This window comes from Prevotella sp. KH2C16, from assembly GCF_900113305.1.
In the GTDB taxonomy this organism is placed as follows: Bacteria; Bacteroidota; Bacteroidia; order Bacteroidales; family Bacteroidaceae; genus Prevotella.
In genome coordinates this window covers 60,871-74,144 of record NZ_FOOW01000007.1, presented here as the reverse complement: position 1 = coordinate 74,144, position 13,274 = coordinate 60,871, and the positions used below count along the sequence as shown (strand labels likewise).

Genomic DNA, 13,274 nt, shown 5'->3' with positions numbered 1-13,274 from the left:
CCCTTCTTCATTTTATCTTTCCAAGTTCAGTTCAAATTCAAAATATTCCGGCTCGCCATCGTTCATGCGCTTGTAGCTCTCGTAGATTCCCTCCAGCAGATAGCGCAGTCCGAAGGTGGTGTGGCCGTCCGGGGTCAGGTCGCTGTCCGTAGAGCTCTCCGCTATCCACCTGGGCAGACGGTTCATGAGCTTGACCTTCACCTCCTGATCGTGGGCAAATCCGCTCATCGAGAGCACGAAGATGTGGGTGGCCTTGCCGAGGTATTTCTTCTCGGCGGGCGTGGCATCCTTGGGCGTTACGCGGCGAATCCGCTTGATTTTCACGGCGTCGCTGCTCTCTATCTCATAGTTGGAGACCTCCGTGAGATAGCTCTCGTCGATGAGCATGCCGCTCAGGTCTACGGCAAGCGCCAGCTGCAAGTCGCCGCTGTTCTTGTCGAGTTCCACGCCCTCGATGCTCGTGATGCGCGACTCCTGCCCCCGCTCCGGCTGGAAGCGGCCGCGGATGTCGTCGTTACTCAATAGGAGTGAGTAATAAGGAGCATACAGATGGCGGGCTTCATAGAGATACATGTTCTCATAGCCGCGCAGGGCCTTGAAGTCGGCAAAGGCTGCCAGCTGGCGGTCGTGCGTCAGGCGGGCGATACTCTGGTTATCGCCCACGAGCACGATGTAGTAAGGCCGGCGGCCGGCATACTGCCTCACGGAGTTGTCGTAGCTGTAGTAAGGGCCGTTATACGAGCCGTTCATCTTCACCACGAGCATGGCCTTCCGCTCCACCTCCTCCTTGAAGACAGAGTTGATCATGCCCTGCGCCTCGCTGAACACCTTCTGCGGATTGACGCCCTGCATGTCCTTCACCGAGTAGATCATGTCGGTAACGAGGATGCTTATCTCGTTTTCACGGGTCTTGTTGAGCAGATCGTCGAAGATGGCACGGAAGTCGGTGTATCCTTTCTCCCCTATATGTTCCACCTCGGCCTTGCCGGGCAGATTGTTCTGTAGGGCCATCACGGCCGCCTTGAACGAGCCGTCGCCGCTCGGCGAGTCGTAAGGAGCCATCGAGCCGCTCTGCTCGAGGAAGATGCGGAACGACAGCGGCTTGCCGTCGATGCCTTCGAAGTTGATTTCCCTGGGGGGGCGCCTGTGGCCGAAGAAGTCCTGAATATAGGCCTTCACGGCCTCCGCCTTCAGCTCGCTCCCGTCATAGAGGTCGCGGAAATGGGCCTTGTTCTTGTCCAGAAAATCGCTTATCCGCTGCCAGTCGGCCCGGTCTATGGTCTCGTCCTGCCCCGCCAGCTCGAGCAACAGCCTGCCGAACTCCTTCTGGCTCTTGTCGCCGCACGAGGCAGCGACGCCCGTCAGGAAGAGCGCAAGCAAGAGTATCTTCATTGTTTTCATCATGCCTTTAGACGCTATACTTGTAAATATAGTTGCAAATATAATAAAAAATCGACAAACGCACATCTTTAAAAACAAGGTTTTATGAAAATATGAATGTTTTTATGCTTCTTATTGAAATTCCGCATGTTTCCAATGCGGCAACAAAAGGCAGGGAGCGGCAGGATTACAAGCGGCGTGTAACACGATTACAGACGGCGTGTAATCGCATTACAAGCGGCTTGTAACATTGTCGGGGAACGCTGAAGGCTGAAACTTTCAGGTTTATTAGGATTCCAGACTGCATGCTTCTCGCTTTTTATTTGTATTTTTGCATTCCGTAAACGAATATGAAAATGAATCACAATCTCTATAAACTCAGCAAGGCTGCCTGCATTGCAGCCGTTGCTATAGTGCTCGCAAGCTGCGGCGGAAGCGGGGAAAGCAAAGACACAAGACCGGAAGCGACAAAAAAGAATGCCGTGCAAATCGACACCGACCTGAAGACGCGCCTCGCCGAATTCGCACAGGCACCGAGGGCGAAGGGGCAGTTTGCCTTCTATGTCTTCGACCTCACGGCCGACCGGCCGGTATATGGCGTCAACGAGAACCTGTCGCTCCCCTCGGCCTCCTGCCTGAAGCTGCTGAGCGGGGTGGCGGGCCTCCACCTGCTCGGCAGCAACTATCACTATGAGACTTCCCTGTATACGAAGGGCAGGGCCAGCGGAGGCACGCTGCACGGCGACGCCACCTTCAAGGGCAGCCTCGACCCGCAGCTCCAGCCGCAGGACCTCGGCCGCTTTGCCCGGGCGCTCCGCAAGCGGGGCATCCAGAAGATAGAAGGCCGTCTGATAGCCGACCTCGTCATCACCGAACCCGTGAAGAGCGAGGCCCACTGGTATCCGTGGGACCTGAGCTTCTCCCGATACGGACTCTTCTACAAGGGCGCGCCGCGCGTGATGCGCGAGCTGAAGTATGCCCTGCGGGCACAGGGCATACAGGTGGCCGACAGCCAACTGGTGATGGGGAGGCTGCCTCGCGGCTCGCGGCTCATATATAAATATGTGCGCCCCATCAGCATGGTTACCCGGCGCATGTGGAAGAACAGCTCCAACACGCAGGCCACCGCCATGCTCTACACCATCGGCCACCGGGTGAACCGGCGGGGAGAACCCACGGCGTGCGGCGTGAACTATCTGCGAAAATTCCTCCGGCAGGACCTCGGGTTCACGGGCAAAGACCTCGTGATACACGACGGATGCGGCCTCTGCACCCACAACCGGCTCTCGCCGAAGGTGCTCACGGCGGTGCTCCGCTACGGCTATCACCGCAAGCCCGTCTACCGCCTGCTCCACGACCAGCTCTCGCTGGCCGGCACCGACGGCACCCTTGCCCGCATGATGACCAGTCAGGCCACGCGCGGAAAGATTCGGGCGAAGACCGGAACGCTCTCCCATCCCTACGGCATCAGTTCGCTGGCGGGCTACTGCGAGGGCAGCAACGGCCATCTGCTGGCCTTCGCCATCATGGACTCGGAGATGTCGGTGCTCGACGCACATGTCTATCAGCGCAAGCTCTGCGAGGCTCTCGTGAAGTAAGAGCCCCGCCTTTTCTCCCCCCAAAAGAAAAGGGCAGCCTCACGAGGAGACTGCCCAAAAATCAATCAAAGTAAGTTCTTAGAAATGGAACTTTAGGTCTACGCCCATCTGGAACGGGTCGCCCCGATGCGCAAAATACTCCGTCGTGCGAGTGGCACTGCTGCTGATGGCGAAGGTATTGTAGTTCGTACTGGCCAGGTTGCGAGCCCAGACGCAAAGCTTCACGAGTCCGAAATCGGCATCGGCATGAGCGCCCAGCAGCGCATAGAACTTCTGTGAATAGCTGTTGGCCTCGTTCCAGTAAATCTTGCCCTGCGCATTCATATTCGCCCCGAGGGTAATGTTCTTGAGCCATGAGCCATTGATGTCAAAGCGATAGTCGGCAAACGCAGCCAGCTGATGCTGCGGCACATAGGGCACATAGTTGCCGCTATAGTCGAGCGTAACGGGCGCTCCGTTCACGGTCTGTAGATCCATATACTCCTTGAACTTGGCTCGCGTGAAGCTATAGGAGAGCGACCAGTCGAAGTGATTGTCAAAGGCCGCGCCGCGCAGGGCAGCTTCCATGCCCGCGCTATAGCTCCTGCCGGCATTCGTCATCATGCGACCGTAGCTGAAGCCAGGTGCCATGACGGCTATCTGCTGATTGCGCACCTGCATGTAAAAAACAGAGAGATCGAGCTGGAGAGCCCGCCTGAAGAGATTCAGATGCGTACCGACCTCATAGTTCCAGCTCACCTCCGGTTCGTAAGAGATGGTTTTTGCTATGTCCTGATAGTTAGCTTCCGTATGCTCGATATTGATATCGCCGCTGGCAAACTGGCTCATGTCAACCTTCTGCCCACGGACAGCACTCATGACATCGTTCTGAAGGATGTCGGCAAACATCTGGATATTGTAGCCGCCTGAGCGATAGCCCTTAGTTACGGTAGCATATACATTTCCGTCCCGGAACCTATAAGTAAGCCCGAACTTGGGAAGCAACTGGTTGAAATCATCCTTCAGAAGGTCGGAAATCGATGAAGCAAGGTAACGCGTGGCATCCTTGCCAAGCACGCTCGCGTTCACTCCCATGAAAGTGGAAGCCTCATAGGCTATCTTCGCATGCGTCCAATCATAGCGCAGACCGAGCGTAGCAGTAAGGTTACGGGTTATATCGAAGTTCGACTCATGATAGAATCCAAGGTTGAATTGCGGGGTGCGATAAATGCCGGGAGCCCCCATCTCCACGCCGGTAACATGCACTCCGCCGGCCTTTTCGACAGCCGCTGCAGCGGCAGTACCTGCCGCAGCAGGAGGAACCCCCTGCCCTATCATGCGCCCCGTGAAGGCTGCAAGGATGGCGTTATACATCACCGGTTCTATCATCGGCTGAAGCATGCCATACATCATATTGGTCATGTCGGCGTCAAAGAATACCGGCCCGTCCGTACGAAGCCACTGCGCAGAGAAGAAAGCACCAAGAGTCCAGTGCCAGAAACCGCCTACCGGATGGTTGCTTTTCAGCGAAAGCTCATGGGTCATGGCGTTCTGCAGCTGCCATTGCTTCAAGTGCATGTAGTCGACAGGCAAGTAATCCTGATCCATCATCATATAGTCTTTCAGCCATTGATAGCTCGTTGCATAGTGCAAATCGAAGTGATTGGCCTTGAAACCGACATTCAGACCGGAGACAAGCGTATTCCGGCGGTAAGAGCCCTGATAGGTGGAGGCGGGAGATTCGGTCTCTCCTGTCTCAAGATTGAGTCGTCCGTAAGGGAATCCGTTCTGGTCTACATACTGGTAATCGCCGAACACCTCGAACGAGAGACGCTGCGTGGGCCGCCACATCAGGCGGAGTCTGCCGCCCGCCTCGTCATACTTGTCGGCACGGTCGCCCGTCGTCTGGTTGCGGAAGAACCCGTTCTGGCCGTCATAAAAACCGCCGACGGAGAACGCAAACTTGCCGCTCACCTTATTATAATGGGTCAGCTCGGCATTCCGCCAAGCGCGCGTGCCCCATCCCAACTCCATGTCAGTACCCTGATAGGAGAACGGATTGCGGGTGTACATGCGCACCATTCCGCCTTCGGTATTCAAGCCGTACAAGGTGCTCTGCGGCCCACGGAGTACATCCACACGATCCACGGCATAGTAATGCTGATTGAAAGCACTCTTGCTCATCACCGGTACACCGTCGACATAGATACCCACGGCCGGACTGTTGATACGGCTTCCTATACCACGGACATACATTGACGAGGTATAGCGGGAACCGTAGTTAGGCATCGTAAACGAAGGCACGAATGCTGAAAGCTCCCGAAGGTCGCGAGCCCCGATAGCCAACAGGTCGCGGGCAGAATACATGGACGAGCTGACTGGCTGCTGCCGCAACCGGAAACTCTCCTTGGGCTGCTTGATAACAAGAACCTCGTCGAGGTCGACTACACGGGATGTATCGGCAAGCACGCTCCCCTCGACAGGATTCTCAATACCGATGCCGGCTGCTCCTGCCGGCGAAAATACAACGGCAGCAAAGGCTGCGCACACAAGAGACTTCATATTCATGATACTTTTCATAACTTTACGGGTGCAAAGTTACGGGATTCCGGCATTACTGCCTATCCCTATTTGTGGGGAAATTGGAGTGAGATGCTCACAGGTTTTCCGCTCCGCAACGGGGACACCGGCCCTTATGATGGAGCTTCGCACCACAATTCCCGCAGAAGAAACCGGCTCTGTTGTGCAGGAAATATTGGCGCAAGGCAAAATAAACATATGCCATCAGGAGGAGATAGCCGACAAAATAGAGCGTGGTGAGACTGAAGATGATATAATCGACGGCACAGACGGCAGCAAGCCCGCAGAGATACATCACGGCTTCGCCCAGCGGCAACTGATGGCGGACATCGTCGACGGCGGCCAGTCCCACTATCAATATTGCCCAAACGGATATGAGAAAGACCGAGAGAATGGGCGGCGTGGCAAAGGGATTGAGCGTGGGATGGAAATAGAAATGACGCCACATATCAGGGGCAAAGGTCTGGATGCTGGCATAGAAAGTGGCCGACGAGGCCACAAGGAGCACCAGCAGCGTGGGATAAAACGAGTCGATGTCGTTGAAATGCACGATATGGGCATTACCCCGGAGCATCTTCCGCATCAGATAGACAAACCCTATGACGACGATGATGATGAGGAATATCAGCAAATGGGCATCAGAGAAGGTAGAGATAAACTGCGAGATGGGGTCGTCGGGGTCGACGGCGGGAAGCAGGTCGGACTCGTGCACCCAACCTATTGTATGCTGGTCGCGTGCCACCTGAACCCAGACGGAGTCAATGGAATCCGTGGGCAGCATGCGGATATCCGCCACCACAAGCCGGTCGTGGCGACGCACGGTGAGCGAGTCGGTGGTAAGCAGCTCGCTGAACGACTCCTCGGGCTGCTGACGGAGCAGGACGAGAGAATCGGCCTTCATCACGAAATTGAAGTTCTCGGAATAGTGATGACGAGAATAGAACGAGATGGAATCGAGCTGCGCGGCACTATATTGTACGGGAAGCGCATCGGATGTAACGGGCTTACGATGGTAGCACGACGCGAGCGTGAGTACCGTCAACAGCAACAGAGGAAATTGCCGGACTATGGATTTATTTCTCCGCATAGATATTCATCTGACATTCGTTACACTTAAACTCAAGGCGGAAGCGGCGTCCGTCAGGCAAACGCAGGAAGAGGGGCTCGTGCCAAGAGGGCTTATGACCGCCATGCCGCACGCAACAACCCAGCGAATAGCGCAAGCAATGACGGCACTGCATGATGAGTGGGCACTCTGAAGGCCTCAGCTCGAAGGCCTCGCGGGGATGAACCAAGCCGTGATCTTCATAGAATTTCACGGCCATTTGGTTGGAGATATTATATAAATACGGATAGGCCCTATACTCCGGCTGCCAGCCAGCAGCGGGAACGAGAGGGGTTCCAGGCTCTATCGTCTTCTCCGGAACCGGCCTGCGGAGAAGCTTCATGTTCTCTACACAAGCGCGGCGAAGCTCGGAGAGCAGGCTCGAAGGGATGAAAAGGGCAGCGGCCCCCTCCTCTATCCTCAACTCTTCGCACACATAGGGAGTATTTCCTAACTTCGAAAGCTGCCGCCGAAGATTGTCAGCCTGGGAATTCCGGGCTTCCTGGTGTTCGGCTTCCACCTGGCTTTCTCCCTTCAGGAGACCGTCTTTTGTCCACATGCGGAGCACGAAACCCGTTGCCGCAAGCCCATACTCCATGACCACGGGAATCTTCCGCTCCGCCGTATGGCCTGCCAGAATCTTCTCGAAAGCCTCGTCCTTGTTGCGATAGAGCGCAACACCCGGACGCAGACGGGGCGGCATGCGCAACGGGAAGAGGCGGTTGCCTTCCGCCCGATTTACGCGGAACCCTTCCAGCTCATGTTCCTCGTTGAGGAAACAGAGGCCGTCGCCATTGGCAAAGGAGGCCGTTCCTGCCATAGTAAAAGAGTTGCCGCGCAGTTCCTTCACCCGTCCCACATACTCACCGAGAGCCTTAGGCGTATCAAAACTGGCGATATCCGGCTGCCGTCCTTTCAGGAAATAGGTGGTATAACCACGATTGAAGGTCTTCGCAAGATTGGGCGTGAAATGATATTCCACCCGCCCCAGGGAAGCCCGGCGGTATCTGTCGGGATGACGCCGGACGATGTCGTCCAAGCGTTGCGAATAGGCCGAAACCACATTCTTCACATAATCCACATCCTTCAGCCGGCCTTCAATCTTGAATGAAGACGCCCCGGCATCAGCCAGTTCCTCGAGATGATCGATCCTGCACATATCCTTCAGCGACAACAAATGGCGCTGATGCTCTATATCACGACCGTCGGCATCCACCAAATCGAACTTCAGCCGGCAGAACTGGGCACATTCGCCACGGTTGGCACTACGCCCAAAACAATGCTGGGAAGCATAGCAGACACCCGAATAACTCACGCAGAGGGCACCGTGGACAAACACTTCCAACTCCATCTCGGGCACGGCCTCGTGGATGGCGCGAATCTCATCGACAGACAACTCACGGGCCAGCACAGCCCGGACAAAGCCCAGACCGCGCAGCCAGCGCACCTTCTCGGCCGTGCGTGTGTCGCATTGCGTACTGGCATGGAGGGCTATGTCTTTCACCATGGACAGCGTGGCCATGTCCTGAACGAGGAGAGCGTCAACGCCAACAGCGGCTAACTGGTCGATTACACGCCGCATGTAATCGAGTTCCTCGTTGTATGTAATCGTGTTACAAGTAGCGAATACTTTCGCCCCGAACCGATGCGCGTAGTCGCAGAGACGCCCGATGTCCTCCACGGAGTTGCCTGCCGCAGCCCTTGCGCCGAAGCGTTGGGCTCCGATATAGACGGCATCTGCACCATGGTCGATGGCGGCGATGCCGCATTCCAGATTCTTGGCGGGAGCCAAAAGTTCAAGTTCACGCATCCTGTCGTTTCTTTGCGAGATACAGGGAAGTCCAGTTCTCATATAGCCGCAATGCCCACTCGTGCCAGCTGTCGACAGGCTTGAGAGAAGGGTCATCGGCCTCATAATAGTTTTTCGGCAAGTCAACATCATCGCGTCTGCCGAGGTCGCGATGATATTCATTGTCAAGCGTATAAGGTTCATACTCCAGATGACCGGTGATAAAGACCTCACGGGCATCCGGCGTCATCACCATGCTCACGCCGCTTACCGGCGATTCGGCAAGAATCTCCAAGTCGGGATGCCGCTCCAGGTCGCTGCGCCGAATTTCCGTATGCCGACTGTGCGGCATCGGGAACTCCCCGGAAAAGCCCTCGAAAAGCGGAACGGCGGAAAGAACGCGCTGACTGAAAATGCCGAACATCTTTCTGGGAAGCGCATACTTGGGCACTCCGAAAAAATGATAAAGCCCAGCCTGGGCTCCCCAGCAGATGTAGAGCGTACTCTTCATATTGGCATGAGCCCAGTCGAATATTTGCCGCAACTCCTCCCAATAGTCCACCTCCTCGAAGTCGATAAGCTCGACAGGAGCTCCCGTTACGATGAAACCATCGAAACGCTCCTGCCGCAACTCGTCGAAATAGCGGTAGTGCAACTCCATATAAGCTGCCGAGGTGTGTTTCGAGACATGGGTGCGAAGACGCATCCATGTTACCTCCACAGGTGTGGATACCCCCTTGAGCAGCCGCAAGAAGTCAGCCTCCGTTACCTCCTTAAAAGGCATCAGGTTGAGAACGGCTATCCGGACCGGACTCACACGGTTTACCATAACTGCAAACGCTGCGACTCCGGGATGAACAACTTGTCGCCCGCCTTGACGCCAAAGGCCTCATACCAGGCATCGATATGCGGGAGGGCACCGTTCACGCGCCACTCGCCGAGGGCGTGCGGATCACGCTTTACGCGGTTGCGGATTTCTTGCTCGGTAATGTTCTGCCCCCATACGCCGGCATAGGCAAGGAAGAAACGCTGGTCGGCGGTGAACCCGTCCTTCACCTTGAGCGGCTTCTCTGCCGTGGCGTTCTTGTAAGCATTGAATGAAACCTGCAGTCCTCCGTGGTCAGCAAGATTCTCACCAAGGGTGAAACGACCATTGGCATTCAGGTCGGGAAGCACCTTGATGTTGCTGAAGAAGTCGGCATACATGTCGGCGCGCTGCTTGAAACCTTCTGCATCCTCTGCCGTCCACCAGTCTTTCAGGTTGCCGTCGGCATCATACTGCCGTCCCTGGTCGTCGAATCCGTGGGTCATCTCGTGTCCTATCACCACGCCGATGGCACCATAGTTAAAGGCCTCATCAGCCTTCGGGTCGAAGAAAGGATACTGAAGAATGCCTGCCGGGAAACAGATCTCATTGGTCGTCGGGTTGTAATAGGCGTTCACGGTCTGAGGGTTCATCAGCCACTCATCCCTGTCTACTGGCTTACCGGCTCTATCGGCGATATGTTTGTCGTGGGCAAACTTGCGGCAAGCCATCACATTCTCATAGAAGCTTTTCTGCGGATTGATGTCGAGCTTGCCGTAATCGGTCCACTTGTTGGGGTATCCTATCTTCACATAGAACCTGTCGAGCTTCTTGTGGGCATTGGCTTTTGTCGCCTCACTCATCCAAGTCTGGGCGTCAATACGCTGCCCAAGGCTGGTCTGGAGATTAGAAACAAGCTGCTCCATAATCTTCTTAGAGGTCTCTGGGAAGTATTTCTCGCAATACATCTTGCCCAAAGCCTCGCCCATGGCATTCTCCACTTGATTCGTCGCGCGCTTCCAGAGAGGATAGTCTTCCTTGCGACCGCTCATCGTCTTGCCAAAGAAATCGAAGTTAGCCTCACGGATTTCATCGGTCAGATAGCTTGCAGAACCTTGTATGACATCCCACTCCATGAGAGCCTTGATTTCGTCGGCAGCCTGCATCTCCATGAGCTTGTCAAGTCCCTGCATGAACGAAGGCTGACCTACTACCATCTCCTGAATGTAATCTGCCTTTACACCTTCTGCCTTTGCCAGACCTTCAAGAGGAATGTTCGGATAATTGGCAGCAAATTCCTTCAGGGTCATCTTATTGTAATTGGCCTGCGGATCGCGAAGCTCCGTCATGCTCTTGGAAATAAGGGCAACCAGGGTTTCCTGTCTGAAAATGGCTGCGCTTCTCTTTTCCGCCTCGGTTTCCGTGAAACCGTAGAGCCTGAACATGCGCGCAATGTGTTTCTTGTAAGCGTCGCGGATGGCCTTCGTTGCCGCGTCGTTGTTCAGATAATAGTCCTTCTGGCCAAGTGTCAGGCCGCTCTGGCTGATGTTGAGGATGTTCATCTTGACATTCTTTTCATCCGCAGCGAAGTAGGAACCGAACTGAACTCCATAGCCGCGGTCGGCATATTTGAGCTGCAATTTGCGGAGGGCATCCACGCTATGAGCCTGTTCTATCTCGGCAAGCAACGGCTTAACCGGGGCAATTCCCTCAGCATTCCGACGACTCACATTCAGGGCCAGCTTGTAGAAATCAGAAAGTTTCTGCTCCGTAGAACCCTGCTCGAACTTCTTTTTCTGCAGCTGGGAAAGGATGATGTTGATGCGTTTGTTGTTATCCTCCTGTAGCTGGTCGAAACTGCCGAACCGACTATAGGCAGCCGGGAGCGGATAGTTCTTTTGCCAACCGCCCGTTGCGAACTGATAGAAATCTTCTGCGGGGCTCACCGTCTTGTCCAGATTCTTCATGACAAGACCCGACTTGTTCTGTCCCATTCCCATCAAGGGAACTGATGCGAACATAGCAATCGGAAGGATTTGTTTCATTTTCATTTTACCTGATTATTTAATATGTTTGACTATATTCTCTCTTCAACTTTGATTCTGCAGTGTCTCCAGTTCTTCCGAGAGCTGTATCCACCGCTCGTTTTCTGCGTCAAGAGCCTGGCGGGTAGAGGTGTACTCCGTTACCAACTCCATATTGGAGGCATTCGACGGCTGCATGAACAATCGGTCGAGCTCGGCTATGCGCACTTCCATCCGGGCTATCTTCCGCTCACTTTCGTCCACAGCCTTTTGAGTCTTACGGAGCTTCTTCTGTTGCTCCTTGTGCTCCATATACGACTTCTTGTTCTCCGAAGGCACGCTTTCAGAAACCGCAGGAAGCCGCCGGGACAACGACTGATCGTCGAGTGCCTCGTGGATTGTCTCGGCATGATGAGCCTGCAGGTAATCGTAGATTCCTCCGATGTGTTCCTTTACATGCCCGTCCGCGAATTCGAACACTTTAGTTACAAGTCCGTCAAGAAAGTCGCGATCATGGCTTACGATGATAGCAGTACCGTCGAAAGCCTTGACGGCCTCCTTCAGTACATCCTTAGAGGGCATGTCAAGATGATTAGTAGGCTCGTCGAGGATGAGCAGGTTAACGGGCTCGAGGAGCAGGCGTATCATTGCCAAACGACTCCGCTCGCCTCCGCTCAGCACCTTCACCTTCTTTTCCGACGCCTCGCCGCCGAACATGAAGGCTCCGAGCAGGTCGTTGATCTTAAGGCGCATGTCGCCCGTGGCCACCCGGTCGATGGTCTCATAGACGCTCACACTCTCGTCGAGCAGCTGAGCCTGGTTCTGCGCGAAATACCCAATCTGCACATTATGGCCGATCTTCAGCTCGCCGCTGAAGGGTATCTCGCCCATTATACACTTCACGAGCGTCGACTTTCCCTCGCCGTTCCTGCCCACAAAAGCCACTTTCTCGCCACGCTTTATCGTAAGAGTTACATGGTCGAACACCGTATGCTCGCCATAGTCCTTGCGAACCTCATTGCAAATGACGGGATAATCGCCCGACCGGAGGCATGGCGGGAACTTCAGATGCATGGCAGAGTTGTCGACCTCGTCCACCTCTATCGGCACGATTTTCTCCAATTGGCGTATACGCTGCTGCACCTGAACGGCCTTCGTGGCCTGATAACGAAAGCGATCAATGAACGCCTGGGTGTCGGCAATCTCCTTCTGCTGGTTCTCGTAGGCGCGCAACTGCTGCTCGCGACGCTCTTGGCGCAAGACAACATACTCGTCGTACCTTACCTTGTAGTCCTCTATATGACCGCAGGTTATCTCCAGCGTGCGATTGGTTACATTATTGATAAAGGCCCGGTCGTGGCTCACCAGCACCACGGCACAGGATGCCTGGGCGAGAAATTGCTCCAGCCACTGTATGCTTTCGATGTCAAGATGGTTGGTGGGCTCGTCCAGAAGAAGTACATCCGGCCGCTGGAGCAGTATCTTCGCAAGCTCAACACGCATACGCCAACCTCCTGAAAACTCTTTCGTAGGCCGGTCGAAGTCTGTCCGGAGAAAGCCCAAGCCCGTGAGCGTGCGCTCCATCTCGCCCTGATAATTATCGCCTCCCATGAGCAGATAGTGTTCATGCCGCTCAGTAAAGCGTTCCACGAGGGCCAGATAATCCTCGCTTTCATAGTCGGTGCGGTCGTTCATCTGCTGCTGCATGCGGTCGAGGGTCTCCTTCATCTTCACGGTTTCGGCAAACGCCTTGCGTGTTTCTTCCAGCACCGTAGTATCATCAGAGAGCCTCATCACCTGCGGCAGATAGCCTATAGTCTGCCCGTTAGGAACGGAAACAGTACCCACCGTAGGCTGCTGAAGTCCGCAGAGTATCTTGAGCAAGGTGGATTTTCCCGCACCGTTCTTGCCCACGAGGGCTATACGGTCGCGGTCGTTGACCACGAAACTCACGCCTCGGAACAAAGGTTTTGCGGAAAACTCCACCGTAAGGTCTTCTACTGAAATCATCCTT

8 protein-coding genes are annotated in these 13,274 nt (G+C 55.0%); 1 reads left to right on the top strand and 7 read right to left on the bottom strand.

Translation table 11 applies throughout. The features are described 5' to 3' along the window. Positions 1–12 precede the first annotated feature (12 nt). Positions 13–1,404 (bottom strand): hypothetical protein, encoded by a 1,392-nt coding sequence (locus tag BM114_RS06685; protein ID WP_092111693.1) that lies wholly within the window; start codon positions 1,402–1,404, stop codon positions 13–15. A 332-nt stretch (positions 1,405–1,736) separates the two neighbouring features. Between BM114_RS06685 and BM114_RS06680 the strand changes: the two genes are divergently transcribed. Then, positions 1,737–2,978 (top strand): D-alanyl-D-alanine carboxypeptidase/D-alanyl-D-alanine-endopeptidase, encoded by a 1,242-nt coding sequence (locus BM114_RS06680; RefSeq protein WP_092111838.1) that lies wholly within the window; start codon positions 1,737–1,739, stop codon positions 2,976–2,978. 78 nt (positions 2,979–3,056) lie between these two features. Here the strand turns inward: BM114_RS06680 and BM114_RS06675 are convergent, their stop codons facing one another. The 6 genes from BM114_RS06675 to BM114_RS06650 all read right to left on the bottom strand — a co-directional run bounded on the left by BM114_RS06675 (position 3,057) and on the right by BM114_RS06650 (position 13,270). Next, positions 3,057–5,537 (bottom strand): TonB-dependent receptor domain-containing protein, encoded by a 2,481-nt coding sequence (locus BM114_RS06675; protein WP_255406451.1) that lies wholly within the window; start codon positions 5,535–5,537, stop codon positions 3,057–3,059. Positions 5,538–5,613: 76 nt separating this feature from the next. After that, positions 5,614–6,624 (bottom strand): zinc ribbon domain-containing protein, encoded by a 1,011-nt coding sequence (locus tag BM114_RS06670; protein ID WP_092111691.1) that lies wholly within the window; start codon positions 6,622–6,624, stop codon positions 5,614–5,616. Continuing rightward, positions 6,611–8,452, bottom strand: a complete 1,842-nt coding sequence (locus BM114_RS06665) for a peptidase U32 family protein (protein ID WP_092111689.1) — start codon at positions 8,450–8,452, stop codon at positions 6,611–6,613. Before BM114_RS06665 ends, BM114_RS06670 begins: the two co-directional genes overlap by 14 nt. After that, positions 8,445–9,248 (bottom strand): homoserine O-succinyltransferase, encoded by an 804-nt coding sequence (locus BM114_RS06660; RefSeq protein WP_255406450.1) that lies wholly within the window; start codon positions 9,246–9,248, stop codon positions 8,445–8,447. The genes BM114_RS06665 and BM114_RS06660 overlap by 8 nt, the downstream gene beginning before the upstream one ends. Positions 9,249–9,253: 5 nt before the next feature. Further along, the gene (locus BM114_RS06655; protein WP_092111685.1) at positions 9,254–11,287 is read right to left on the bottom strand and encodes a M13 family metallopeptidase; all 2,034 of its coding nucleotides are present in this window, start codon (positions 11,285–11,287) and stop codon (positions 9,254–9,256) included. Positions 11,288–11,326: 39 nt separating this feature from the next. Next, entirely contained in the window at positions 11,327–13,270 is a 1,944-nt protein-coding gene (locus BM114_RS06650) for an ABC-F family ATP-binding cassette domain-containing protein (protein WP_092111683.1), read from the bottom strand. Positions 13,271–13,274 lie beyond the last annotated feature (4 nt).

Bases quoted from the DNA above. Each gene is read 5' to 3' on its own strand.
- BM114_RS06670 (WP_092111691.1), bottom strand. From the start codon at position 6,624: ATGCGGAGAAATAAATCCATAGTCCGGCAATTTCCTCTGTTGCTGTTG.
- BM114_RS06665 (WP_092111689.1), bottom strand. From the start codon at position 8,452: ATGCGTGAACTTGAACTTTTGGCTCCCGCCAAGAATCTGGAATGCGGC.
- BM114_RS06675 (WP_255406451.1), bottom strand. From the start codon at position 5,537: ATGAAAAGTATCATGAATATGAAGTCTCTTGTGTGCGCAGCCTTTGCT.
- BM114_RS06680 (WP_092111838.1), top strand. From the start codon at position 1,737: ATGAATCACAATCTCTATAAACTCAGCAAGGCTGCCTGCATTGCAGCC.
- BM114_RS06655 (WP_092111685.1), bottom strand. From the start codon at position 11,287: ATGAAAATGAAACAAATCCTTCCGATTGCTATGTTCGCATCAGTTCCC.
- BM114_RS06650 (WP_092111683.1), bottom strand. From the start codon at position 13,270: ATGATTTCAGTAGAAGACCTTACGGTGGAGTTTTCCGCAAAACCTTTG.
- BM114_RS06685 (WP_092111693.1), bottom strand. From the start codon at position 1,404: ATGATGAAAACAATGAAGATACTCTTGCTTGCGCTCTTCCTGACGGGC.